Consider the following 26,586-nt stretch of genomic DNA (forward strand, 5'->3'; position numbering starts at 1 on the left):
CTTAGTGGTTGGATGATGTGTACCCCCACAGCGGACTTTCACCACCTAGATAGTTGCCATGCCTGGCACACAAGAAAAAAGAGCCCAGCAGGCTCTTTCATTTATTGCTTTTTCAGCTTAGGAAAGTTGATCAAAATGGCAATAATACCGCATATGCCAATTAATAATGGATAAATGGAATATGCCATGATGCTTACCGGCGAAATGGCAGCGAGCCCGGAAGCAGCGAGCATCTGTGCTCCATACGGGATAGTCCCTTGTACAAAGCAGGCAAATATATCAAGTATACTTGCTGATTTACGCGGGTCAATCTCATATTGATCTGCAATTTTTTTGGCAAGAGGCCCTGCAATAATAATGGCAATAGTATTATTGGCTGTAGATAGATTTGTCAGAGAGACTAGTGACGCAATACCAAATTCAGCACCCCTGCGGGATTTGATTTTGCTTGTAGCCACGTGAAGCAAGTAATCTATTCCTCCATTAACCCTGATGATCTCCACCAATCCGCCAATGAGGATGGCAATGATGGCAAGGGTCTGCATGCCAGCCATTCCCTCAGCAATCATTTGCAGGAATGAAACAAACGTATAGCTGCCGTCAGCCATTCCAATCAGGCCTGAAAGAAGGATACCCCCGCTAAGCACAAGAATTACATTCATGCCAAACAATGCTGCAGCCAATACGCCAAGATAAGGGACTACTTTTAAAAAGCTGTAATCTCCGCTGGTCACCACACTTTCCTGACCTGCTGTTAAAATCCCAAGAATTACAGCGGTAAGAACAGCAGCAGGCAGTACGATTAAAAAATTCACCCGGAATTTATCGGTCATTCTCGTTCCCTGAGTTCTGACCGCTGCAATCGTCGTATCAGAAATGACAGAAAGATTATCTCCAAACATGGCACCGCCTATTATTGCTGCCATGGCCAGGGCTACTGAAATATCTGTTTCTGCTGAAAGGGCCACACCAATTGGAGCGAGAGCGACAACTGTCCCCATTGATGTTCCCATCGATAATGAAATAAAGCATGCAATGATAAAAATTCCGACCATGAGGAGATTCTGCGGGATAAAAGAGAGTGCAAGGTTCACAGTCGAATCAACTGCACCCATTCCTTTAGCCGTACCAGAAAAAGCCCCTGCCAGGATAAAAATGATGGACATTAATATAATATCAGGATGTCCGGCACCTTTTGTGAATATCTCTACTTTTTCCATGAATGGCTTTTTTCTGTTCATTGCCAGAGCAATTCCAGCTGCTGCGGATACAATGACAATGATTGGTATGCTGTTAAAATCGCCTGTTGCTATGCCGCTGCCAATAAATATAAGCAGGAAAGCGGCTAGCGGCAATAAAGCCCATGGATTGCCCCTGTTTTTCATTGAATTCTCCTTTATTAATGGATTTTCCAAGCAAAATAAAAAGACCTCTTCAAGCAAGAAGAGATCTTGATCTATCAATCGTTCTCTTCTTATCTGCCAAGCATCTATGCTTGCTGGATTTGGCACAGCGCTCTACAGAGCCCGCTGCCGAGACATCTTCGGGCCAGCCCCTCCGTCTCTCTTGATAAGTGAATAGTATTAAATTATTCTAAAATAACTCACGTTTGAACATTATACAGGAAACTCGCTAAACTTCAAGTTTTTTTTATACTGTATTGATGGTTGAATTATGAAATTTTCCAATAAGTTATTTCTGTAAAAAATAAACAGCCTGACCAAATGGCCAGGCTGTTTTTGTATGGGTGTGTCGATTATAGTTTAGTTACGTTAGCTGCTTGAGGTCCGCGTGCACCTTCAACAACTTCGAAAGAAACTTCTTGGCCTTCTTCTAAAGATTTGAAACCTTCAGATTGGATAGCAGAGTAATGTACAAATACGTCGTTTCCGTCTTCACCTTCGATGAATCCGAAACCTTTTTCAGCATTGAACCATTTTACTTTACCGTTTTTCATGAAAAAAATCCTCCTATTGGCTAGAAAAAGCCATGTGTAAATTCACCATATACACGCTTATTACTTTACGTTCATTACTCATCCAGACCATTTCCTAACGGTTGAAAAAGCAGCTAGCAAAATATAACACGATGCATAACGGCTGATTCAAATTTAGCACTTATAGGAATGAATGTCAACTATTCTGCGCGTCTTTCATGGCGTTTTATCAAACTATTCCGTCTTTTCCATGCTTAATAGTTCCAAAGCTTGGTAATTAAATTTCTTCTATTTTATAGACAAGCAGACAAACAACTTATAAAGGGGTTTCATAAACTATATAAAAACATTAAGCAGGGGGTGAATGGATTGAACTTACTGGATTTGTTAAATCAGAATTATTACATGCTGGTCCCGGCTTTGTGGGTAATTGGGTATGCATTGAAACAGACACCCAAAGTTCCCGATTGGTCTATCGTATGGATTCTTGTAATGATATCGGTTTCTGCAGGCAGTCTTGCATTTGGCTTTTCATTTGAAGGGCTCCTTAACGGAATCGTGGCTGCAGGAGTTGCGGTGCTTGGACATCAAATGATTAAGCAGACTATAGAAGGTGCTTACGGCAATAAAAATAAATAGGTTATATCAAAAAAGTTCATCCATGATTGGGATGAACTTTTTATATAATCCTATTATTTTAAGCCGGCCAGGACTTTTTCTATATCTTCGGCAGTCATTTCCTGTGCTTTTCCAAAACTGTATACATGATTCGATGCCCAGTAATCATAAAGCCTGGCAAGATCATTTCGGTCATATACTTTATTGGCAAACGTGCTGAAAAAATAAACGATCAGAACATTAACCACATTTTGCGGCAGCTGTTTTCTGTTTGCGAGCGTGCCCAAAGCGATTTTTTCCAACCCTCTAATATTGCCGCCTGTTGAATACTTAACCATATCAAGCGGGGAAGCAGTTTCACACTTTTGCACAAAATCAGGGTCATTTAATAAATTTAACATTGTTCTCTCCCCTCTATAACTTCTATTTATACACATTGGAAGAGATCAATTAACCCTTTTGGGTATTTTGTATCGAAAATGATATAAATAGCTATAATTTGTTAAGTAAATGTCACTTGCTTTCGTTTTAACTTTAAATGAGCAAATTCTATTGAAAGCGACCTGGAAAATGCCCTTATGGCAGCTTTGGTAGAAGCATAAGCCAATTCGCCGGGCATTGGCCAAGCTCTTGGCCGGAAGTCATTTGGGCCTTCCGGGACTGGCATGGGAATTGGATTCCAATAAAAATGCAGATACACAACAAGGTATCTGCGAATTTATGGTTTGAAACTCCACAGCAAGCATTCCTTGTTACAAATCATTTTTTAGACCAACCACTCCTCAAAATAGCAGGCAGACGTTTAGTAAATTTAAATGATTACAAGTTATGCCACATTTAGAATTTCAATTCTCCTTCCGTACATCTCCTAGATTGAGCATATCTTCAAAACCATTAAAATGCAACTTAATTTTTCAGATACTTTAATAGTTTCTGTCAGTTCTCAGTTAGACGATGGAGAGAAAAATTTTGTTTCATTGTTTTGTGTGTGCTTTTTTAGTCCTAGGCAACCTCTTATGTTCGAATCTGACTCTGATTTCTTACTCTCCAGCCCAGTCTGTATGATGGACTGCGAAATAAGCTTATAATTTAAATCTCGAAACAAGTTCCTGCAATTCTTCAGAAAGTTTTGCAAGAGACCCTGCTGATGAAGATACTTCTTCCATGGTGGCGAGCTGCTCTTCAGTTGCAGCTGAAGTTTCCTGTGAAGCTGCTGCATTTTTCTCTGAAATGTCCTGAACATTTGACATGACATCAATTATCTGAGTGGTTAAGGCAGTCAGTTCTTCCATTGAGGATGTGACTTCTTCAACTTTGTACGTTACATCACCCATTGAATGAGCGATCTCAGCAAAAGCTGCACTTGCTTCCATTGTATCTTCGAGGCCCTCCCTTACCTGTTCATTTCCTTTTTCCATTGCCAGAACGGCCTGCTTTGTTTCTTCCTGAACAAGCCCTATCATTTGCTGTATTTGAATGGCAGATTGCTTGGAACCCTCTGCCAATTTACGAACCTCGTCAGCGACAACCGAAAAGCCTCTGCCATGCTCACCTGCCCTTGCAGCTTCAATCGCTGCATTGAGGGCAAGCAAATTTGTCTGTTCTGCGATATTCGTGATTAATTCCACGATATTGCTGATTTCTTGTGATCGGGATTCGAGCGTATAAATATGCTGAGCAGCGCTGCCTACCGAAGTATTTATTTCATTCATTTGCCTTACAGCATTATCGACTGAGTTAGTGCCTTGTTTAGTTAAAGTATCAGCCTTTTCCGCCGCTTCAAGCATCAGCTCGCTGCTTAAAGAAATCTGCTGCATTCCGGAAGAAATCTCCTCCATTGAAGAAGATACCTCTCTAAAACGATGAAGCTGCTGTTCAGTCCCCAAAGCATTTTTCTGCGAAATAGCAGCTACCTGTTCAGAAGCCAAAGAACTTTCTTCTGCACTTGCCGCCAGCTGCTCACTGCTTGATGCAACTTGTTCTGATGTGCTTCTTACCTGGCTGACTACAGACCTCAAGTCCTGGACCATCTTATTTAATGATAAAATAAACGCTCCTATTTCATCCCGGTTTTTTACTTTAATGGAGGTCTGACTTAAATCTCCTCCTGCCACCTTGTCTATCGCTGCTGCAGCCAGATTAATCGGCCTGGATATCATTCTGCTTATAAAATAAGCAATCAGCATAGCAGCTAAAACAGCTAAAATTGTAATAATTAATGTAATCGTCTGAGAAGATTTAACGCCCGAGACAGTTTCATTTATTCCGGCATCTAATTGGGATTCGTAAAATTTTACAAGTTCATCCGCTTTTTTGTTAAAATCCTGGCTGACCTGTTTATCGGAGGTTTCAACTAATGACATATAAGCATTATTTTCCTCAAGCTTAAACTTAATTTCTTTGTCAATAATGCTCTGGTAGCGATTATGGAGCATTTCCAGCTCTTTCGCCAATTCCTTCTCCTTCTTATTGCCGGCTAATTCATTCAGTTTATTGATATGATGCTCCATCCTCTTGCGGGAACTTTCATAGTCACTCAAATATGTAGAGTCGCCTGTCAGGAGATAGCCGCGGATCCCCCCTGCTTCATTCATAAGCTCTGCCTTCAGAGTTTTTACAAGCATCACTTCAGAGACATTATCATCTATTAAACTTTGATAATTTCTGTTAACATTACCAAGTTCATAATTTGATAAACCGGCGACAAGGCCAAATAATAAAAGAACAGACAAAAACCCGAGGAACAGTTTTTTTGCCACAGATAATTTCATGCCTTTTCCTCATTTCCAGATAGGATAGGATATTCTACTTATAATTTAACATGAACACAACTGGTAAGTCAGTCATTTTTTCCTATTGGACGAATATTCACAGAAAATTCTCCTTCTTTCGCCATTATTTGCATAATAAGACAAAGAAAATGCCGCTAATCCGGCTGGCAGATTAGCGGCGACTATGCAGACCAAAGATCCTTAGGGAGGAGATCTTCTATATCATTGTATTAAAAGGGACTGAAAAGGTGTGGACAAACCCCTCCGCTATTTGCTTATTTTTCGATAAATTATTCAGTGCATTAAAAAAAGTTCAGGCACCTAAACCGGAAACATGGCTTAGGTGCCTGATGTCGTTATACTGCTTTCTTCAGCATTCCCTCATATTTTTTTGCGGTTCTGATCTCAATTGTTAAGACACCATTTCCGAAGTTTGCTTTTACAAGAAGCGGGATGCCGGTTGTGTTTTCAAATCTGAAGTCTTTGCCTCCATAGGAAACGGTTGCGTCCCTGCCCTTAGGAACATAGCCTACTGTCACTGAGTGGTGGTGTTTTTCAACATAGCTGACCCCGACTTTATCGACAGCATTGTAAAGAGTGGAGGATGTTTGGCAAATACCGCCCCCAATGCCCATTACGAGCTTGCCATTAAGGGCTTCTTCTGCAGGCTGATATCCATGCGCTTCATCACTCGGCCCCACTGTTGTATTAAAAGAAAAATGATCTCCCTCACCAAGGATGATATTATTGATGGCTTCTGCTGAGAGTTCAATGTTTTTTGTCCTTCCTGCCACGCCGCTGTTAAAATTGGTAGTATAGGATGCGACGACTACTTCCCCTAAATAAGGCACATCTGCAGGGTCATAACCGCTTTCTGAAACATAGAGCGGCAGCTCAACATCCCCGCCGCTTACAGAAGCAGCAAAAATCTTATCCACTAATTCGCTTTCTTCAAGAATAACCTCAGGCTGCCCTTTAATGATATTGCCATCTGAACCAATTTTGTCTAGGGTCATTCTTTGGTCATAGCCTTTCATTTTATCCGTCCCGCGCGCTATTTCTTTGGCCCATTTGGCAAGATCTGCTTTATATTTTTCATCATCCTCTCCAAATCCCATTTCAGCAGGGCTGAATGTCTTTAGCACTGCTTTTGTATCAGGATCGATGACATTAACCACAACAGGCTTTATTTCTTCCTTCTTATCTTCCTGAGTCTGCTCCTCTGCTATTGCCTCCTCTTGGGCCTTTTCTTCTTCTTTAGCCTTCTCTTCCGCAGGCTTTTTCTCCGGCTCATTATCGCCGGCAGCTTTTCCTGAACACCCGGCCAATCCTATAAAACAGACAATCAACAAAAGTGCTATTCCCCATTTTCGCTTAGTCATTTTTCCCCCAGCTTTTTTTAAATATTAGCTTTCTTTCTCTATGTAGAAAGCTGTTTCCATTTTCTAATTGTATTCACCGGCGGAAAGGGGTATTCCTGCCATTCTGCAAGTTAAGTTGTACCTTTTTACCTATTTTGAAAAACGCCTGCGGAGTGCAGACGTTTTAAACATCGGACAAGATGCCTGTGCTTTTAACTGTGTTTTTAACATGATTGGAATTATGATCTTAACTGGATAAATTTAATCCCTACTTGACTAATCGGATAAATATGAATTAAAATAAAATAAAGAAAAAGGAGGGTTCATTACATGGCATTAAACAGAGAAACGCTTATCAGCAAATTATTATCACTTTCCAAATTCCAGCATAATCACAGATTGCTTAATTTAAGTGACCGGAAGCTGGAAGCTCTGTATCTGGATCATATTCTTTTTCACCTCACCCTCACAGCGGACATCAATCAATTAAATTAGTTGGAAAAAATAGATAATAAGAAGCCTGCAAATGCTTAAATAGCATTGCAGGCTTTTTCATTTATACCTATAGAAAAAGAGGGAATCCCAAGATCCCCTCCAGTAAATTAACTTTTTGCCAATTTAGGCACCATATTCTCCTGCTTTGACTCTTCAACCGAGTCTTCCATTGGTGTTGCGCGTTTAATGAAGAAGGCCAGAACAAGTGCAGCTGCAGCGATAAAGGTTGCTACGAAGAAAGCATCGTTAATTCCCTCAAGCATGGCTTTCATTAGAACCTGCTGCTGCATTTCCGCCACAGCAGCTTCAGTCATCTGTCCGCCGTTAGCCACAGTCCCGCCTTTCATCGCTTCTTTCGCAATTTCCGCAGCATGTGTTTCCGTTCTTGTTGACATAACTGTTACCAATAAGGCTGTCCCAATGGCACCGGCCACCTGGTTCAGCGTATTGTTCATTGCAGTACCATGCGGATAAAGCCTTCTAGGCAGCTGGTTCAAGCCATTAGTAGAAACCGGCATCATGACCATGGACATCCCGAACATCCTGATTGAGTTGAGTATAATCAGCTGTGTGTAGGTTGTTTCCAAAGTCAGTCTGCTGAATACATAAGTAGTTCCCACTGTAATGGCTAACCCAATGATCGCCAAAATCCGGCCCCCAATTTTATCGAACAGCTTTCCAGTTAATGGCGACATCACTGCCATAACAAGGGCACCTGGAAGCATCATCAATCCTGCATCCAGCGGTGAAATCCCCCTTAATGTCTGAACATAAATCGGAATCAGAATCATTCCTGAGAATAGCGCCATATTTACCGTCATGCTGATAGCTGATGATAATGCAAACATCGGGTATTTATATACACCAAAATTAAGCATCGGACGTTCTGATTTGGTTTGTTTTAAAATAAACCAAATCAAACTTATGACTCCGACTGCAATTGTTAAATACACATGAGGGCTATCCCAGCCCTTGTTCCCTGCAGAACTGAACCCGTAAAGTATTCCGCCAAACCCTACACTTGAAAGAACAAGAGAAAACACATCCAGCCGGATATTCACTTTTTCCTTTTTGTCTTTCAGCATGACGGCGCCAAGCACTAGTATGACACCGGCAATCGGTGAAAGGAAATGGAATAGCATTCTCCAATCATAATGTTCAATAATCCATCCGGAAAGAGTAGGCCCAATTGCAGGGGCAAACATTAAGATTAGTCCAAATACACCCATGGCTGCCCCGCGTTTTTCCACCGGGAAGCTGATCAGCATAACATTCATTAATAGAGGCATCATAATAGCCGATCCAGACGCCTGAAGCATTCTGCCTGCAAGCAACACCGGGAATACATGAGCAACACCCGCTACAAGCGTACCGATTGTAAATAGTCCCATTGCCACAATAAATAACCTGCGGACTGTATATTTTTCAATTAAAAAGGCAGTAGCCGGGATCAAGATACCATTAACCAGCATAAAGCCGGTAGTCAGCCACTGCACTGTTGCCGCTTCTATTTCTAAATCTGCCATGATAGATGGCAGGGCAATATTTAATAATGTATTATTCAAAAAGGCAATAAATGCCCCGATCATTAAAACAGCAAGAATCCCATAAGGCGGCCGGTCTGTTTTAGTGTCTATTGCGTGTTCCATTATATTTCCTCCTGTACAATCAGTTCATTCTTTTATACTGTCGTTACACATAAATCATATAATATACCATGAGTTCAACTTTTGCAACAAAAAAATCCTTGTAAAATGGAGGGTTTGTGTAAATTAATACAATGAGGTACTATTAAGTTATACACATAGTTCAAATAAAATAACAGGTGATTATAGATGAATAACAGGAAAATGCATGTTATAAAAAAAGCACATCAATTATTCCTGGATAAAGGTTTTCAGGCTACATCCATTCAGGATATTTTAGATTACAGCGGGATATCTAAGGGTACCTTCTATAATTATTTTTCTTCAAAAAACGAGCTTCTTATTTCCATTTTTAAAACATTGCATGAAAAAATGGAATCAGAACGCAATAAGCTTCTTATCGGCCAGGACCCAAGCAGCTTAGAAGTATTCACACAGCAGATCGAATTACAGATGAATATGAACCGGACCAATAAGCTGGTTGCCCTTTTTGAAGAAGTACTTGTTTCAAATGACCCTGAGCTCAAGCAGTTTATTAAGGAAGGCCAGCTTAGGATGGTGGATTGGATTTTCAGCCGGTTTATTGAAATCTTTGGCGAGGACAAGAAACCCTATTTGCTGGACTGTGCTGTGATGTTCCTTGGCATCCTCCATCATAACGTAAAATACTATACAAAGTTCTTTGAATTCTCTTCGAGCATTAATCCTGTGGTCCGTTATAGTGTAGAAAGGATAAGGAAGGTTGTTGAAGAGGTCAGTTCAGCCGGTGATTACCTGCTGAATCCTGAACTGATTGAAAACAGATTTAGGCAGACAGATCATAAAAATATGTATATTCTCTGCAAATCCATATTGACTTTGAAGAAGTCCATCAAGCAGGAAGATCTGAACGATTGCATGGATCTTCTGGACTTTATCCAGGAAGAAATGATTCATTCGAAAAAACCAAGAAAATTTCTCATTGAAAGTGCACTACAATCTTTGAGCAGGTGTATAGCATTTATGGATGCCAAAGAATTTAAAAACCTTGAAAGTCTGGTTTTATCCTGCTTTAAACATCCGGAAGAAGAATCGGTATAATTCCCAGGCCTGCCTCATTCTGAGGGAGGCTTTTTTTAGCTATCCCCCCTATTCATTCATAATCTTTCCAAAAACGGAAACACTACACTTAATGCCGAAAAAACTGGTGATCGTTGAATGAAAAAAGAGTTAAAAAAGAAGAGACCTGTGTCAGAGATTGAACTTGAGGAGCTGGAAAAGTCGCTTTCACGGTCTCATGATTTTCAAAAAGTACAATATAGCAATAGACAAACAAAGCTCTGTTTTTCTTTTACTTATTTCAAAACACTGACTGATCAAAAAATGATCACAAAAAGTTTGCTCCCTCAGCTTCTTCTTGGTGATTTCAACAAAATCGATGATTTGAAAAAGCTTTTGCCATCTGCAAGCATACAAATTTGCGAAGATCTTTCAAAAGCAGAACATATGCTTTTGAATGGCTATGTGATGGTTACATCAGAAGCCGAGAAGCAAAAAGCGGCTTTTATGGCTGCTAAATGTTCTTATGTTAGAGAGATCACACATCCTGAAGTAGAGCAAACGGTTATTGGAGCAAAGGAAGCATTTGTTGAATCTCTGGAAAATAATTTAAATTTAATCCGCAAGCGGCTGCCCATCTCTGAACTGATCATAGAAGAATATATTATTGGAAGCATATCGAGAACAGTGGTGGCTGTTCTCTATATTGAGGGAATTACAAATACAGATTATATCAGCATGGTAAAAGAAAGAATCGAAAATATCGATTTTGATGAAATCACTGACAGTTCTTATATTGGACAGCTGATTTCAGATAATAAGAACTCTCCCTTTCCGCAGCTGCTGGATACAGAAAGACCGGACAGGGCAGCCGCTGTCCTTGCTGAAGGGAAAATAGTGATAGCCGTAGATGGGTCACCGCATGTACTGATTACCCCTACAACTTTTTCTGAATTCTTCAGTTCTTTTGAAGATTATTTTTTGAATTGGACTATCGCTTCTTTTGCCAGAATATTACGGGCCTTTTCTGTTATTTTCTCCATACAGATCACGTCTATTTATGTTGCAACGCTTACTTATCATATGGAGCTTGTCCCCACGGATTTATTAGGGACACTGGTAACTTCAAGACAGCATATTCCTTTGCCTCCTTTCTATGAAGCGTTAATGCTTGAACTGGTAATAGAGCTATTAAGAGAGGCTGGAGCCAGATTGCCTACGAAAGTCGGGCAGACAATCGGTATCGTAGGAGGGATTGTTATTGGGACTGCGTCTGTGCAGGCAGGGCTGACAAGTAATGTCCTGTTAATCTTTATCGCCCTTGCAGCTCTTGCCGCTTTTACTACACCTGTATATAAGATGAATAATACCATTCGCTTTCTAAGATTTCCGTTTTTATTATTCGCAAATTTATGGGGTTTTGTAGGCGTGCTGTTCTGTTCCTGTATTCTGTTAACACATATGCTCAGGCTCACATCTCTCGGCAGACCTTTTATGGAGCCGTTTTATCCGCCAAGGTATCGGGATCTGAAGGATTCGTTTCTCAGATTTCCGTTTCAGCCTTTAAGGCCAGTGTATTTAAGAACACAAAATCCGCATCGGTTTCAGCCGCAGAAAAAATCAAAGGTCAAGAAAGATATTGATGAATGAATAAAAAAGAGAGCCTGGCTTACAAGTGCCAGGCTTTTTTTATACCTTCTTAGATTGGTCCTCCCATGGTTCAAAGGAAAATGGGATTCCGATCATTTTCGCGGTGAGTTCATCATAAGCCACAAGATCTTTCTTGGATAATTCTTTTAATGACTTTTTCCCCATGGCTCTTAAAGCCATTTTGATTTCCTCGGTGCTCGCGGTCAAGAACTTTTCCGCCGACTTAGCCCCATCCTCCGTTTTAAATACATCTTTGAATTCCCCCTGGTTCCAGACAGCCTGTGTTGGCGGTTCAAAAGGAAGAGCATTCAATGTTTGTTTATGGGAAACAGTAAACAGCATAACAGATCCCAGATAAACCGCATCCGCTCCAAGCGCCAGGACTTTTAAAAAGTGTCCTGGTGTAAAAAGACCGCCAGAAACAATTAAGCTTATATCCCCCTTCTTTTTTCTTTTTTCAAGATGGTTTGAGGCACGGGTGATAGCATGCAGGGTTGGTATTCCAAAATCGTCTGCCAATAGGGGAGGTGCACCGACAGAAGCCCCTTGTCCCCCATCAACCGCGATAAAATCCACCCCGATTTCGATTAAATGATCAATATCATCTTCAATCTTTCCGCCTGCCCCTATTTTTGCGCCGATCGGGACACCTCCGGACATTTTACGCAGCTCATCCACCAGCTCTTTTAAATCCTTCAATGTCTGTTTTTCAAAAAAATGTTCCATTATATGGGCGGTTTCGTTTTCCTTTAACCCCATGACTTCCCTTGCACGACCGGTTAAATTTTCAGGGGAGATGTTGCTGCCCATACCCAGTGTAGCTCCCTGACCCAGCTTAAGTTCAATCATGTCCGCCCTTTTAATAGTCTTTTCTTCCTTACCCCACTCCGTCTTGGAGAACTGAAGAATGTACTTCCCCGCACTTTCAAGCTCTTCAGGCAGTATTCCGCCTTCACCGGAATTGATGGCTGTTCCTGTATTCTTGGCAGCTGTGGCCAATGCAATTTTGACTTGCTCACTTAAAGCGATTCCATAGGCCATTCCACTAATCATCAGTGGAATTTTGATTTTCATCGGCTTTTTCGCTTTTGGACCAATCGTCACTTTCACATCGACATCTTCGTCGCCGTCAATAGGGAAAGGGGATGTCTGTGCAGGGATAAACGTAATTTCTTCAAAATGCGGCCATTTTTTCGATGAGCCAAAGGGGCGGTGCAGTACATCACCTGTTTCGGCCCGCAGGTTATTTTCAAGCGCATTTTGAATGCCCATATGCTTAAAACCGGGAATAAGCTCAATGAGGTTTTCCTGATAGCTGTCTGTCATAATAATTTTCCCTGCCTGCTTCACTGCCCGCTTCATGATCCAGCGCCAGCCGATAACAAGCATAAATCCTAAAAAAATATATAATAGGGAAATCATTGCAAGTGTTGCAATTAATAATATTTTGGTCATTATTCTTCTCCAAGAGATCTTTTAGATTCCATTATTTCCATTGAGAGGGAATTTAACCTATGCCTTTTCGAATTTTGGAATAATCACAAAGCTTGAAGTGAATTCTATGAAAAAATATAAAATGAGGTGAAATGATGAACAGCCGCGAGAATGTTCAGCAGAACAAAATTGATGAAGAAAAACGAGCTAAAGGAAGTCTTCTTGAATCTATGATGGAGCCTATGGACCAGCTATCCAAGATTCCTCCCGAGAAAACAGACAGAAGAACCAATGATGGAGAGATGAATTATCAATAGAAGAAAGCCGGCATTTTTGGATGCCGGCTGTTATTATTCACATGGAATATTTCAGCTAATTTCATAAATTCTTGCTTCATACGGAAGCAGTATTTCTTCATTTTTATCATAATCATTCTTATAATTAGAAAGAATGATTTCCCGATTTGCAAAGCCGTCAAATGTGAACGCCTGCTGCTCGTCGCCATGGTTTAAAACAATCAGCCAGGTTACATCATTATAGGAGCGTGTATATACATATAGGTGTTCATCATCTGGCAATAGATCCTTATAATCCCCGTAAACCATTACCTCGTTTTGTTTTCTTAATTCAATCAGCTTTTGATAAAAATAATATACGGAGTCTGTATCATCCAGAGCTGATTCGACATTGATTTCCTTATAATTCGGATTCACTTTGATCCATGGTTCACCAGCTGTAAAGCCTGCCTGGCTGCTTGCGTTCCACTGCATCGGTGTCCTGGAGTTATCGCGGCTCAAAAGCAATAAGCTTTCAAAAACCTCCTGAGGGTCACGCCCTTTTGAAATTTCTTCATGATATTTATTTTTCATAGCAATGTCATTGTAGTCTTCAATGGAATCAAATCTCACACCTGTCATGCCGATTTCTTCGCCCTGATAGATATAAGGAGTTCCAGGTAAGGTATGAATCATTGCTGCCAAAAGCTTCGCAGACTGAATACGGTATTGGCCATCATTTCCATAACGGGTAACCTGTCTTGTGTGATCATGGTTGTTAAGGAATTGTGAATTCCACCCTTTTTGCTTAAGTCCTTCATGCCAGCTTGATTGGATTTCCTTGAATCTGAGCATATCCCATACCGGCATTTCATCTGCCACCTGAAAATGGAACAGAGTGTTCAGTTCATTTCTGCTTTCATCCACATAGAGCAGTCCCTCTTCCGGTGAAACAAATGGGATCTCTCCGACAGTCATCACGTCATAATGCTGAAGGACTTCCCGATGCATCTCCTGAAGATAATCATGGATACCCGGATTATTGGCCAGATAGCTTATATTATAAGGGTTCTCTGCATCTGATAAATCTTCTCTTTTTGCCAATAGATTAATCACATCCATTCGAAACCCGTCAATTCCTTTATCCAGCCAGAAGCGCATCATTTTGTAGATTTCCTGGCGCAGTTCTGGATTTTCCCAATTAAGATCCGGCTGCTCGACTGCAAAGGAATGATAATAATATTGTCCTGTTGCTTTGTCCCATTCCCAGCATGATGGAGCAAAATAGGAGCGCCAATTATTCGGCTCCCTGCCATCCTTTGGATCCTTCCAAATATACCAATCTCTTTTCGGATTATTTTTGGAGGAGCGTGATTCCACGAACCAGGGATGCTGGTCAGAAGTATGGTTTACAACCAGATCCATAATGACCTTCATACCGCGCTGATGTATTTCATGGATCAGATCATCGAAAGCTTCCATGTCACCAGCCTTTTCCATAATCCCATAATAATCTGAAATGTCATAGCCATTATCCCGGTCTGGTGATTGATAAAAGGGATTCAGCCAAATCACATCAACGCCAAGATTCTTAATATAATCAAGCTTTTTTATAACCCCTCTTAAATCACCATAGCCATCACCATCGGAATCAAAAAAGCTTCTCCAGTAAATTTGATATACAACAGCTTCTTTCCACCATTTTTTACTCACAGGGCCACCTCATTATCATCAAATCTTCGTAAAAAAGGGCCCTAAACAGGCCCTGTCTTTATTTTTTCAAACGATACACTCTAGCTTCATATGGCTTGAGTGTCAGGTTATCAATTTCTTCATTTTCATCTGCAGTCAAGTTGGATATCAGAAGTTCCTTAGACGAATAAAGGACATGTCCCGGCAGCTTAAAGTCCGGTGTTCCATCACTGAAGTTGCAGATCACAAGCAGCTGGTCATCACCCAGAGTCCGTGTAAAAGCAAAGATCTGCTCATCCTCTTCCATTATTAAATCGAATGCTCCATATACAATCACTTCATTTTGCTTTCTAAGCTGAATGAGCTTCTTATAAAAATGGAAGATCGAGTCTTCGTCTTTTAAAACTGCTTCTGCATTAATCTTCTCGTAATTCGGGTTCACTTTGATCCAAGGGTTTCCGTCTGTAAAGCCTGCATTCGGGCTGGCATCCCACTGAACAGGTGTTCTTGCATTATCCCTGCCTCTCTCATGAATGCCTTTAAAAATTTCATCATGTGTTAAGGAATCCGGTGTAAGATCATGGTAGGCATTCAATGTTTCGATATCACGGTAATCATTGATATCATTGAACTTAACATTTGTCATGCCGATTTCCTCGCCCTGGTAAATATAAGGCGTCCCCTGCATCATATGAAGGCAAACAGCAATCATCTTACCAGAAGTTACACGGTATTCTTCTGAATCATTTCCCCATCTGGAGATGGCGCGGGGCTGGTCATGGTTGCTCCAGTACAGACTGTTCCAGCCATCTTCTTCAAGGCCCTTTTGCCACTTGTTGAAGATCTCTTTCAAATCAGTCAATTTCCAGGGGCGGGGGTCCCATTTGCCGTATTGTCCATCTCCAAGGCCCACATGTTCAAAATGGAATACCATATTTAATTCATTTCTGTCCCGGCCGGTGTAGAGTTTGCCTTCATCAACTGTTACACCAGGCATCTCGCCAACCGTGATGGTATCATACGGGCTAAGGGCTTCCTTGTTCATTTCCTGCAGGAACTCATGAATTCTTGGACCGTTCATATAATACTCGCTGCCGTCCCCATATTTGTGTCCTTCCCGGATCTTCCCCTGAGGATAGCTCGTATCTTTTGAAATGAAATTGACTACATCCATGCGGAAACCATCAATGCCTTTATCCAGCCAGAAACGCATCATTTCATACACTTCATTTCGCAGAACAGGATTTTCCCAGTTCAAGTCAGGCTGCTTTGTGCTGAACAGATGCAGGTAATATTCACCGGTTTGTTCATCATATTCCCACACACTTCCGCCAAACGCTGCTCCCCAGTTAGTAGGAGGCTCGCCATTGTCCGTCTTTTTCCAGATATAATAATCCCGATACGGATTATCTTTAGATTTTCGTGATTCCTGAAACCACTGGTGTTCATCGCTTGAATGGTTGACAACGAGGTCCATCATGATTTTGATGCCGTGTTCATGGGCTTTTGCCAGCATCCCGTCAAAGTCTTTCATAGTTCCGAACTCATCCATAATATTACGGTAATCTGAGATGTCATAGCCATTATCATCATTAGGCGATTTGTAAACGGGGGATAGCCAGATAACATCGATCCCCAATTCGGCTAAGTATGAAATCTTTTCAGTGATTCCGTTGATATCGCCAATTCCGTCCCCATTTGAATCATTGAAGCTTCTTGGGTAGATTTGATAAATAACGCTTTCTTTCCACCATGTTTTGTTCAATTTTTACAACTCCGATCAAAGAATAATTTTATCTTTATTTTATTGAACCCTTCATTACACCGCTGATAATCCATTTTTGAGCAAAGATATACACAATAATCATTGGCGCAAGTGCCATTAAATAGGAGGCAAATGCAAGATTATAATCTGTGCTGAATTGGCCCTGGAAAATGTACTGCACCAGCGGAAGTGTGGCCATTTCCCGGTCGCTGAGCAGGACAAGCGGAAGCATAAAGTCATTCCATGCACCAAGGCTCGTAATGATTGCGACGGTTGCATTCATTGGTGCCAGAAGCGGGAAAATGACTTTCCAGAAAACACCCCATGTGGTTGCTCCGTCCATGATAGCCGCTTCTTCAAGTTCAACCGGAATGGCGCGGATGTAGCCAATATAGATAAACACATTGAAAGAAAGGTTGAAAACGATATACAAAATGATTAATCCAACCAGGTTATCCATTCCCCATGCACTGGTCTGTTTAACAAGCGGCAGCATGATGATTGGGAAAGGAATGAACATCGCACTTAAAAAATAGAAGTATAGGAACTTATAAAACTTCTTATGAAGATTTCTGGCAATGGCATAAGATACAAGCGAGTTCGTTAACACAGTAAAGATAACAACAAATATTGTAACAAATGCACTATTTTTAAACGCATTAAAGAAATTAGTCATTTCAATGGCCTGTGCAAAGTTGTCAAATGACCATGATTTAGGAAGAGCGAGTAAATTTCCTGCCATTTCAGGCGGTGTTTTAAACGCAATGGTAATGGTTAAATACAGTGGAAAAAGAATGAGCAATGAACCTAAGATTAATAGAGTGGTCACAATCCAGCTCGTTTTTTTGCGATTCATTAGTTTTCCACCTCTCTTTTATTTAAGAATTTCAGCTGAATAACAGAAAAGACGATGATGACGATGAAGTATATAACCGCATTGGCTGATTGATAGGCGAACTCGCCGCCTTCAAATCCTCCCCGATAAATAAGCAGGGATATCGATTCCGTCGACTTTCCCGGGCCTCCTCCAGTCAAGGCAACAATTTGATCAAAGACCATTAGGAAGTTTTTCAACGACAGAACCATATTGATGGTGAAAAAAGGCGCGATGAGCGGAAACGTTATTTTCCAGAACTTTGTCCAGACACCGGCTCCATCAATACTGGCTGCTTCATATAAATCTTCTGAAATCGTTACAAGCCCCGCAAGGTACAGAATGGTATTAAATGAAACCGCCTGCCAAACGGCTACAATGACAATTCCGATCCAGGCAAGGTCCGGGTTTCCAAGAATATTGCGGGTCAAAAATTCCCATCCGAATGCATCACCAATCTGCGGCAGGAAATGAGCAAAAATAAAATTAAAGATAAAGCCAACAATCAAGATACTCAGAATGTAAGGCAGGAAGTAGATTGCCCGAAGCGTTTTGTGAAACTTTATCTTGGAATTAAGCCCTATGGCCACAAGAAGGCTTATGATATTGACCAAAATGGTCGCAACAATGGCAAATTTAAAAGTAAATAAGTAAGCATCCCCTGCCCGTTCATCTTTAAAAACGTTAAGGTAGTTTTTTAAACCAACAAAATTCCAATCTCCATACCCTTTCCAATCTGTAAAGCTGTAAAAAATCCCCTGCAATGCAGGAAAGCTGTGGAAAATGAAGAAAAGAAGGAAAGCGGGTATCGTGATGATGAGAAACACACTGTTTTTCTTTTTCATAATGACAACTCCTTTTAGAAGGCCAGGAAATCCATAAGATCCCCTGGCCCGATGCCTTTAGCGGTTTTGAACTTTTTCCCACTCGCTGTCCATTTTCTTGAGGAATTTTTCTTTATCTTTCTTAATCAGGAATTCCTGAACAAGGTTTTCAGCTCCCATGCCTGCTGGGTAATAGTGATCGGGGAAGCTTGTGATGGTCCCATTTTCAAAGTTAGCTTTGATTCCTTCAAACACCGGATTTTCCTGATACACTCCTTCAATGGCTGAGAAAGCTTTTTGCTCGTCAATATACTTTTGAGCTGTATCCTTATTCATCATGAATTCAGCAAATTTCATCGCTTCTTCTTTATGCTCAGTATCTTTGCTGACTGCTAAAAGAACATCTACACCAGAAACAAGTTTGTTTTGTGCAGGGTCGTTTGTTACAGGCATTGGGAATACTCCAAGTTCCATCTCAGGATTTGCTTTAAGAATTTCAGGGATTGCCCAGTTGCCCTGAAGGTAAAAAACAGATTTGCCGGACGCGAATGCATTGTTTCCATCCCCGTAAGCGACACCCATGTTGTCCTTGTGGCCATACTCGACTAATGCAGCCATCTTGTCTGCAACTTCATCATACTTTTCTGTGAATGATGTTTCACCTGCATTTTTCTTTTCGGCAAAGTCTTCTCCTGCAACATTAGCACCAAGAGAGTTCCACGCAATCATGCCAGTCCAGGCATCTTTTAACGTGAAGTAAATCGGTGTGTCGCCTGCAGCTTTCACCTTTTCAAGACTGGCGATGAATTCATCCCAGGTTGTTGGGACTTCAAGGCCATGTTCTTCAAACTTCGCTTTGTTGTAAATTACTGCATTCGCATTTGTAGCATACGGAAGACCGAAAGTGCCTTCTTCTTCAGGTCCGACAAGACGATTGATCATATCGATATAGGATGGCTGAACTGTTTTAGCTAAATCTGTCCCTGAAAAATCCTCAAGAACGCCTGCACGGCCAAGCTCGCCGTATGTAGCATTACCAGCGATAGACATGATGTCAGGCAGATCGTTTTTGGTCAAACGTGTTTTTAAAACTGTTTCTGCTTCAGGCGGTGCATCCAATTTGATTTTAATGTCCGGGTTTTTCGCTTCAAATTCTTTAATCAATCCTTTGTACGTTTCGATGCTTTCTGATTTATTAGAGAACAGCTCAAGCGTTACTTTTCCGTCTTCAGCACCATCAGATGAACATCCAGCCAGTAAAGATGCTCCTAAAGTTAATGCCATTACACCTGCAGTCATTTTTTTAAACATGGTATATCCCCCTATGTGTTTTTTGTATTATAGATCAATTACGTAAACGTTTACGTAATTGATCTGAGAAAAAGAGAGTTATTATTTTCTCTCTTTCACACTCATTCTTTCAATGATTTTATGCGGCATTATCCGGCTTTCCGGAGTGTCGCCTGTTTCTAAGATGGAAAAAAGCATTTCTGCAGCGGCTTCACCCATTTTTGCAAGAGGCTGTCCTACTGTTGTCAACGGCGGAGTGGACATTTCAGCAAGATTCAAGTTATCATACCCTATAACAGAAATGTCATCTGGGACATTTATTCCCATCTGATATGCTGCAGATAAGGCACCTATAGCCATTTCATCACTTGCTGCAAATATTGCCGTTACATCCGGAAACTGCTTGACAAGCCTTTTCAAACCCTCAACACCATATGGGAATGTAAAACCCCTGCTGAACACAATATTCTCAGAATCCAGAGGTATGTTATGATCTGACAGAGCTTTCTTAAAGCCTTCAATTCTTGGAATCCCCGCGATAATATCATCCTTGTTCCCGCTTATCATCCCAATTCTGGTATGACCCTTTTCGATTAAATACTTAGCTGCTGCATATGCTGCATGAAAATCGTTAACTTTTACAAAAGGCACCGGGTACGCATAGGACTCTGTCGAAAGCAGAATCATCGGCATACTGGTTTTGGTTACAAATTGATAATATTCATCCTTTAAAATTTCACTTGCAAAAATGATTCCATCTACTCTTTTTTCAATAAGCAGCTGGAGATATTTCATCGTTTTTTCGCCATTTGATTCTGTATGGCAGACAATCACACTGGAACCGTTATCATTTGCGGCCTTTTCAATGCCATCCAGCAGATCGGTAACCAATGAGCTCGAAAGCTTTGGGAAAAGCACCCCTATTGTATGGGTTCTCTTATTAATTAATCCCCTTGCCACTGCATTTGGCTGATAGCCCAGTTCTTCAATTACTTTTAGAACCTTGCTTTTTGTTTTTTCTGAATAACCTCCCTGGCCATTTAATATCCTGGAGACTGTTGCAATAGAGACATTTGCCTTTTTGGCAACATCTTTGATGGTATAGGACATATCCCACCTGCTTTAAGTTACTGAATTTTTGTTACGAAAACGTTTACGTTGTAATATTACCATGATGTGTAAGCCTTTTCAATATTTTTGGTGAATTTTTTAAATTTGTATATACATCTAGTCATTGAAAAAGAGCCTAAAAAGGCTCCATTATAAATGCTGTACTTTATGAGTTATACATCAGTCCTAATATCTTCTTCCGCATAGAAACGGGCTAATTCAATTACCGCACTGCCTATCCTTTCGACTTCCGGAAAAATGACTCTTGCAACCCCTTCTTCATGTAAAGCTTGAGCAGTTACTTTTCCAACTGATAACGCAACAGCCTGGTCCGAAAAACAGGTTTTCAATTGTACTTCTGCATTCTTTTGCCGGGCGAAGCTGAATAAATTCCTCACTTGCGGAGTGCTTGTAAAAAATATGGAATCGAACTTTCCGTCAAGGATCTCTGACAACAGCAGATTCATCACTTTTTCTTCCGGAGGAATATGGGTATATGGAAGAATTTCTTCATAGTCGGCCTGGTTATTTTCCAGCCACTGTTTAAGGTGCGGTGCCGGATCCCCGTGAAGCTGCAGAGCTACTTTCATACCATCTAGAGAATGTGCTGAAAGCTCTCGAAGTAATCCTGCCATGCTGCCGTCATCATCCCTAACTGCAGGTATGATATTAAGCTTTTTCAGCATATTGGCGGTTTTGTATCCCCTTGATGCAATCCTTGCTTTTTTCAGGCTGCTGATCAGGGCATCACTTTTATTCATTTCAAGAGCAGTTTGATAAATGGTTTCAACACCGATCCCAGTCGTAAAAATAATCCAATCGAAGTTGCACTCAGTCAGCATTTCTACATGGTCCTGGAGTTTTTCATCTTTCAGAAGTGCTGTTCCCTGAGCGGGCCTGCTGACAGCAATCCCTCCCTGATTCTCCACCAATTTACTGATATCATCTATTTTCCGTGAACCTAAAAGTGCAACTTTTTTGCCGGCAAGCTTTTTCATTTTTACTCCTCCTCGGTATGTACGTCTATATGAATCATTATAAAATATGCATTACATTAAAACAGTGGTTAAGCACTTTATTAAAGTATATTTAATTTTGTCCAGAGGGATTGTTTTTCTTGGATTAAAAGAAATGCGTAAAAAAACTGCCTGCAGGATCTCCCGCAGGCAGTTTAAATTTATTTATCAGCTGGTTCAGTTTCAGAGGTTTCTTCAGCTTCTTCGTTCTTTTTGATTACCCCATTGTTTTCTGCTTTGTAATCGTATTTTGAACGATCCACCGGTTCGAAGTTTTCAGGTTTATAAAAGCGGAGAAGATCTCCGTTTACCACTTTATCAGATAGCGCCAATTTCTGCTCAGCACTTTCTTGGAGTTTTTTCGCTTCTTCAAAACGGCTTTCATCCAGCAATTCACCCGTTTTTGAGTCATAGTACTTTCCGTCAACAGATGAAATAGTTGGGCTCATGAAGTCTCCGTTACGGAACGGCACAAGGTCATCATGTTTTTCTGAAAATAAGTCTGTACCAAATTGCAGATACTGTTTAGTATCAATACCTAGCAAGTGCATCAATGTTGGCATCAGATCGATCTGACCGCCAAATTCATGATTTACTCCGCCTTCCATGCCAGGTACGCGAATGAATAGAGGAACACGCTGCAGACCGGCACTTTCGAACGGTGTAATTTCCTTGCCAAGCACTTTTTCCATTGCTTTATTATGATTTTTAGAAATTCCATAATGGTCACCATACATGACAATTACTGAGTTCTCATACAGGCCGGAAGCCTTCAGCTGTTCAAAGAACTGTTTAAGCGCTTCGTCAGCATAACGTGCTGTCTGGAAGTAATTATCAACTGATTTGTCCCCAGTAGTATGGGGCTCTATTGTCGCCTTCTCCTGATCCATATGATATGGATAGTGATGGGACACAGTAATGAATTTAGAATAAAACGGCTGCTTCAGCGATTCCAGGTACGGCATAGACTGTTCAAAGAACGGCTTATCCATTAGACCGTAGTCAGCCATGCTTTCAGGTTTCAAATCAAAATAATCTGCATCAAAAAAGTTATCATATCCAAATGATTTATAAATTTCGTTACGGTTCCAGAAGCTGCCGGAGTTGCCGTGGAAGACTGCAGAAGTATATCCTTTATCCTTCAGAATTGCCGGCGCTGCATTGTAGGTATTCATGCCTTTTGTTGTAAAAGCAGAACCCTGCGGCAGCCCATATAGGGAGTTCTCAAGGATAAACTCAGCATCTGCTGTTTTCCCTTGTGCAGTCTGATGGAAGAAATTATCAAAATATGTTGTATTTTCTTCTTTAATCAGCGAGTTCAGGAACGGTGTTACTTCTTCACCATGCAGTTCATAATTCATTAAGAATGTCTGAATGGATTCAAGATGAAGGTAGATCACATTCATGCCTTCGGCTTTTCCAAAATACTTCGGATTCGGATCAGCATAATTCGATTTAGTAAAGTTAATGACTTCGGTTGTATCACTGCTATCCGCCATAACTCTTTGTGCAGAGGCCTTTGTGCTTTGCACTGCATCATAGATCGTATAATTGTACATGCCTAAATATTTCACAATATAGTTACGGTCAAAACCTCTTGTCAAAAGCTCAGGGCGGTCTGTTTCAGCCAGGCCCAGATTTGCAAAGGAAATGGCAAGCGACGCATAGATTAAAGCTGCTGATCTGCGGCGAGTCAAATCCTTTGTTTCGATTTTAACGGCTTTAAAAATAAGCAAGCCGGCAAGAACGATGAAATCAAGGAAGAAAAAGATATCAGTTGGCTGTAATAGTGAGCTGATGCTTCCGCTGACATCACCGAAGTTCTGTGTCTGCGTCAATGTCGGCAGTGTAATAAAGTCATTAAAGAAACGGTAGTACACTGCATTTGCAAACAGCAGGAACGACAGGAAGAAATACATAACCATCAAAGCGATATATTTTCTTCTGCCTTTAAAAAAGAATGCAATTCCTAAAAACAGCAGTGAAGATCCCAGCGGGTTAATGAATAAGAGGAACTGCTGCAAGGCACTTTCAATGCCTAAATTAAATTGTGTCATTTGAGTAATATACGTTTTCATCCAGAGCAGAAATACTGCCAAAAAGAAAAAGCCTATATATTTATTTAATATATCCTGACTTTTATGAAGTAAAGTATTCAAATCATACACCTGCCTTCTAGCACATTATTGTAACATATTTCACTAGTAATTTAAAATTTTAAAGTTGGCACTCAGCCTAATTATTAGTTTACCTGATAAATATTAATAATCTATGAACAGGCAAAATAGCACTGCACAAGAACATAACTATACTCGCATTTCACAAAATGTCAAGCATGTCCAGATAAACTGCTCTTTAATGACGATAAAAACAGGGTGAGCCTTTTTGAACATTTCTAAATGCTGCACGTCTATATAGACGAATGAAATACAATTTGGTTTCACTTTTTATATAAAAACTTATGAATCTATATTTTTCCAGGGAAGGAGAAAAATCAGACAACAGCCAATATATATGAAGAATTTAAACCAATTATACATGTAGACGGAAATTTTCCATGAACAAAATACACTCATGCATTTTAGTAATGCGGATACTTACTTCTAACTGCTTTAATTGAAAACGTTTCAGTTTTACCCTAGGAACAATTCCTCCTGGAGAATATTTTTAAACCTTTTCAAAAAAAAAATACAGGAATTAGAAATAACAATTATACAAAGTAAAAAAAAACGAAAAAACGCCAGGAATTTATCCAAGCGCTCCTTTATATAATGGGCTAGATTATTTATTGATTTTGGATATTTTTTGAATCCTCTAATTCAGCTTTTGTGATTCCGCCAACGCCCCAATGCGTCTTAGGCACCGGCTGTATAATAACTCTCACTTGATTAGGATTAACTTCCAGTGAGCCCACTGCTGCTTCAGTCAAACTGCTTATCAGCTCTTTCAGCTGTGAATCTGACCTTCCATCTAATAAATGAACCTGAATAATTGGCATATTAACCCTCCACGCACAAGATCAAAAACCCAGCCAGGCTGGAATCATTAAGGTAGTTTGTTCCCAATAAGTAATGATTAATAACATCGTTATGCCCAGAAAAAGCATAGGCATTACTGACTTTACTAATTTCTCAAATTTAACTTCTGCGATTGAAGATACGATAAACAGGCCAGTCCCTACAGGAGGTGTCAGCAATCCAATAGTAAGGTTAATACAAATAATGACGCCAAAATGAATGGGATCAATCTGAAATCCTGTTGCTAACGGCATTAATACAGGCACTAAAATGATTAGTGCTGCGATTCCATCCAAAAACATTCCAACTATTAAAAGAAAAAGGTTCACAAGAATTAAAAATACGAATGGATTCTCAGAAATTGACAGCATGGCATTCGCAATCAATTGAGGTATTTGCTCAAATGCAATAACCCATCCAAATATATTTGCCATGGCGATAAGGAATGTTACTGTTGCAGTTCCAATTACAGTGTTCACGAACACCTCAGGCAAACATTTCCACTTTAATTCTTTATAAAAGAATAACCCTACAATGAATGCTACCACACTGGCAATTGCGGCAGATTCTGTTGCAGTAAATAAACCGCTCAATATTCCAAATGTAATGATTATGGGGATGAGCATTGCAGGCAAAACGTTTTTAAAAGCAGCCCATATTTGTGTTACACTAGCTTTCTTACTCCTGGGGAAATCCTGTTTATATCCTATGTACGCAATTAGAGAGATAAAGCCCAGACCATAAATTAGCCCGGGTATAATCCCAGCCATGAATAAAGCGCCAATTGATGTTCCGGATAATGTTCCATAAATAATAAAAATCATGCTTGGCGGAATAATAGGGGCCACTATGGAAGAAGCCAGGGTTAAGGCAGATGAAAATTCACGATTGTACCCTTCCCTTTCCATTTCCGGAACCATCACTTTACTCATCATTGCTGCCTGTGCATTGGCAGATCCTAATATGGATGCTAAAAACATATTGGCAATGACAGTAACGTAGGCTAATCCCCCTCGGACGTGCCCTACCAGCATTCTTGCAAAAACCACTAAGCGATTCGTAATTCCTCCCCTGTTCATCAATTCGCCTGTCAGCATGAACAAAGGTATCGCTAATAACCCGAAATTTTCCATTCCAGAGTATAGTCTCTGGGGAGTTGATTCAAGCAGCACATAATTTCCCGTTATTATGAAATAAACTATGGTTGTCATTCCAAGGACCAATGAAATGGGGATTCCCATCAGCAGCAAAACAAAAAAAGCGATTACGACCAGAAACATCATTTTGTTTCACTCCTTTTTGTCACATCCAGGAGATTACTTATCAAATGAATACTTGCAAACAGGAAACCGATTGGCAATATGGAGTAAGGAATCCACATTGGCAGTAAAATGGCGCTCGATTTTTGAATTCCCACGGATGGGGAAAGAATCCATTTAAAGCAATAAAAAAGAAGAATAGCCATAAAGATGAGCATTAAAATATGAGCAAGAAAGGAAACCGCTTTGTTAATAGTTCCTGGCAGCATATCCGTTAACAGTGATACAGAAGCTTGAGTCTTATATTTAAGACCCAAGCTTCCTCCTATAAACGTTATATATATCAGCAGAAAGATTGAAACCTCTCCAGCCCAAAACAACGGAGCATTGGCGGAGCGAAAGATTACAGCTAAAGAAACAATAAGCGCCATTGCAAACATGAGGATGATAGCCAGTTTTTTTTCAAGACTGGCTATTATATCACTTAGCTTATTCACACATTTCCCCCTTTAATA

23 protein-coding genes, 1 pseudogene and 1 riboswitch are annotated in these 26,586 nt (G+C 40.4%); of the genes and pseudogenes, 5 read left to right on the top strand and 19 right to left on the bottom strand.

Annotated features, from left to right (window positions below; genetic code table 11):
• Positions 1 to 101: 101 nt before the first annotated feature.
• Complete coding sequence (locus LLY41_RS13680; protein WP_304585636.1) at positions 102 to 1,385, bottom strand: Na+/H+ antiporter NhaC family protein; 1,284 nt, start codon at positions 1,383 to 1,385, stop codon at positions 102 to 104.
• Between the two features lie 86 nt (positions 1,386 to 1,471).
• A riboswitch (SAM riboswitch) is annotated at positions 1,472 to 1,576 on the bottom strand.
• Between the two features lie 180 nt (positions 1,577 to 1,756).
• Positions 1,757 to 1,957 (bottom strand): cold-shock protein, encoded by a 201-nt coding sequence (locus LLY41_RS13685; RefSeq protein ID WP_009334826.1) that lies wholly within the window; start codon positions 1,955 to 1,957, stop codon positions 1,757 to 1,759.
• A gap of 348 nt (positions 1,958 to 2,305) precedes the next feature.
• On the opposite strand from LLY41_RS13685, the gene LLY41_RS13690 reads away from it, so the two are divergent.
• Positions 2,306 to 2,575, top strand: coding sequence for a phage holin family protein (locus LLY41_RS13690; RefSeq protein WP_095242577.1), 270 nt, complete (start codon positions 2,306 to 2,308; stop codon positions 2,573 to 2,575).
• 53 nt (positions 2,576 to 2,628) lie between these two features.
• On the opposite strand, the gene LLY41_RS13695 is transcribed toward LLY41_RS13690, so the two are convergent.
• The 4 genes and pseudogenes from LLY41_RS13695 to LLY41_RS13710 all read right to left on the bottom strand — a co-directional run bounded on the left by LLY41_RS13695 (position 2,629) and on the right by LLY41_RS13710 (position 6,707).
• Positions 2,629 to 2,955 carry a hypothetical protein gene (locus LLY41_RS13695; protein ID WP_095242576.1) on the bottom strand — a complete coding sequence of 109 codons (327 nt, stop codon included), beginning with the start codon at positions 2,953 to 2,955 and terminating at the stop codon, positions 2,629 to 2,631.
• A gap of 134 nt (positions 2,956 to 3,089) precedes the next feature.
• A pseudogene (locus LLY41_RS13700) lies at positions 3,090 to 3,211 on the bottom strand (SDR family oxidoreductase); the annotation flags it as partial.
• Positions 3,212 to 3,636: 425 nt separating this feature from the next.
• Positions 3,637 to 5,325 (bottom strand): methyl-accepting chemotaxis protein, encoded by a 1,689-nt coding sequence (locus tag LLY41_RS13705; protein ID WP_304585637.1) that lies wholly within the window; start codon positions 5,323 to 5,325, stop codon positions 3,637 to 3,639.
• 356 nt (positions 5,326 to 5,681) lie between these two features.
• Positions 5,682 to 6,707 (bottom strand): VanW family protein, encoded by a 1,026-nt coding sequence (locus LLY41_RS13710; protein WP_304585638.1) that lies wholly within the window; start codon positions 6,705 to 6,707, stop codon positions 5,682 to 5,684.
• 309 nt (positions 6,708 to 7,016) lie between these two features.
• Here LLY41_RS13710 and LLY41_RS13715 point away from each other — a divergent pair, with 309 nt between their 5' ends.
• Positions 7,017 to 7,181 (top strand): hypothetical protein, encoded by a 165-nt coding sequence (locus LLY41_RS13715; RefSeq protein WP_304585639.1) that lies wholly within the window; start codon positions 7,017 to 7,019, stop codon positions 7,179 to 7,181.
• 107 nt (positions 7,182 to 7,288) lie between these two features.
• On the opposite strand, the gene LLY41_RS13720 is transcribed toward LLY41_RS13715, so the two are convergent.
• Positions 7,289 to 8,830 carry a DHA2 family efflux MFS transporter permease subunit gene (locus tag LLY41_RS13720; protein ID WP_304585640.1) on the bottom strand — a complete coding sequence of 514 codons (1,542 nt, stop codon included), beginning with the start codon at positions 8,828 to 8,830 and terminating at the stop codon, positions 7,289 to 7,291.
• Positions 8,831 to 9,016: 186 nt separating this feature from the next.
• Here LLY41_RS13720 and LLY41_RS13725 point away from each other — a divergent pair, with 186 nt between their 5' ends.
• Positions 9,017 to 9,907 (top strand): TetR/AcrR family transcriptional regulator, encoded by an 891-nt coding sequence (locus tag LLY41_RS13725; protein ID WP_304585641.1) that lies wholly within the window; start codon positions 9,017 to 9,019, stop codon positions 9,905 to 9,907.
• Between the two features lie 117 nt (positions 9,908 to 10,024).
• On the top strand, positions 10,025 to 11,515 hold the full coding sequence (locus tag LLY41_RS13730) for a spore germination protein (protein ID WP_095242568.1): 1,491 nt from the start codon (positions 10,025 to 10,027) through the stop codon (positions 11,513 to 11,515).
• A 39-nt stretch (positions 11,516 to 11,554) separates the two neighbouring features.
• Here LLY41_RS13730 and LLY41_RS13735 read toward each other — a convergent pair whose 3' ends face one another.
• Positions 11,555 to 12,970: an FMN-binding glutamate synthase family protein gene (locus tag LLY41_RS13735; RefSeq protein ID WP_304585642.1), complete on the bottom strand. Its 1,416-nt coding sequence runs from the start codon at positions 12,968 to 12,970 to the stop codon at positions 11,555 to 11,557.
• A gap of 131 nt (positions 12,971 to 13,101) precedes the next feature.
• On the opposite strand from LLY41_RS13735, the gene LLY41_RS13740 reads away from it, so the two are divergent.
• The gene (locus LLY41_RS13740) at positions 13,102 to 13,266 is read left to right on the top strand and encodes a hypothetical protein (RefSeq protein WP_304585643.1); all 165 of its coding nucleotides are present in this window, start codon (positions 13,102 to 13,104) and stop codon (positions 13,264 to 13,266) included.
• 51 nt (positions 13,267 to 13,317) lie between these two features.
• Here LLY41_RS13740 and LLY41_RS13745 read toward each other — a convergent pair whose 3' ends face one another.
• The 11 genes from LLY41_RS13745 to LLY41_RS13795 form a co-directional block, all read right to left on the bottom strand.
• Entirely contained in the window at positions 13,318 to 14,937 is a 1,620-nt protein-coding gene (locus LLY41_RS13745; RefSeq protein WP_304585644.1) for a glycoside hydrolase family 13 protein, read from the bottom strand.
• Between the two features lie 58 nt (positions 14,938 to 14,995).
• Complete coding sequence (locus LLY41_RS13750; RefSeq protein ID WP_304585645.1) at positions 14,996 to 16,681, bottom strand: glycoside hydrolase family 13 protein; 1,686 nt, start codon at positions 16,679 to 16,681, stop codon at positions 14,996 to 14,998.
• Between the two features lie 34 nt (positions 16,682 to 16,715).
• Positions 16,716 to 17,537 (bottom strand): carbohydrate ABC transporter permease, encoded by an 822-nt coding sequence (locus tag LLY41_RS13755; protein ID WP_095242564.1) that lies wholly within the window; start codon positions 17,535 to 17,537, stop codon positions 16,716 to 16,718.
• Positions 17,537 to 18,400: a carbohydrate ABC transporter permease gene (locus tag LLY41_RS13760; protein ID WP_035330521.1), complete on the bottom strand. Its 864-nt coding sequence runs from the start codon at positions 18,398 to 18,400 to the stop codon at positions 17,537 to 17,539. The genes LLY41_RS13755 and LLY41_RS13760 overlap by 1 nt, the downstream gene beginning before the upstream one ends.
• A 57-nt stretch (positions 18,401 to 18,457) precedes the next feature.
• Complete coding sequence (locus tag LLY41_RS13765) at positions 18,458 to 19,690, bottom strand: ABC transporter substrate-binding protein (protein ID WP_304585646.1); 1,233 nt, start codon at positions 19,688 to 19,690, stop codon at positions 18,458 to 18,460.
• An 81-nt stretch (positions 19,691 to 19,771) separates the two neighbouring features.
• Entirely contained in the window at positions 19,772 to 20,779 is a 1,008-nt protein-coding gene (locus LLY41_RS13770; protein WP_304585647.1) for a LacI family DNA-binding transcriptional regulator, read from the bottom strand.
• A gap of 173 nt (positions 20,780 to 20,952) precedes the next feature.
• Positions 20,953 to 21,777, bottom strand: a complete 825-nt coding sequence (locus LLY41_RS13775) for a uroporphyrinogen-III synthase (RefSeq protein WP_095242561.1) — start codon at positions 21,775 to 21,777, stop codon at positions 20,953 to 20,955.
• Between the two features lie 179 nt (positions 21,778 to 21,956).
• Positions 21,957 to 23,954, bottom strand: a complete 1,998-nt coding sequence (locus LLY41_RS13780; protein ID WP_304585648.1) for a lipoteichoic acid synthase — start codon at positions 23,952 to 23,954, stop codon at positions 21,957 to 21,959.
• Positions 23,955 to 24,580: 626 nt separating this feature from the next.
• Positions 24,581 to 24,793: a 2-hydroxymuconate tautomerase family protein gene (locus tag LLY41_RS13785; protein ID WP_095242559.1), complete on the bottom strand. Its 213-nt coding sequence runs from the start codon at positions 24,791 to 24,793 to the stop codon at positions 24,581 to 24,583.
• A gap of 21 nt (positions 24,794 to 24,814) precedes the next feature.
• A complete protein-coding gene (locus LLY41_RS13790) occupies positions 24,815 to 26,095 on the bottom strand; it encodes a TRAP transporter large permease (RefSeq protein WP_304585649.1) in 1,281 nt (426 codons plus the stop codon).
• Positions 26,092 to 26,568, bottom strand: a complete 477-nt coding sequence (locus LLY41_RS13795) for a TRAP transporter small permease (RefSeq protein ID WP_304585650.1) — start codon at positions 26,566 to 26,568, stop codon at positions 26,092 to 26,094. The genes LLY41_RS13790 and LLY41_RS13795 overlap by 4 nt, the downstream gene beginning before the upstream one ends.
• Positions 26,569 to 26,586 lie beyond the last annotated feature (18 nt).

The sequence above is a fragment of the Cytobacillus firmus genome, assembly GCF_023612095.1.
GTDB lineage: Bacteria > Bacillota > Bacilli > Bacillales > Cytobacillaceae > Cytobacillus.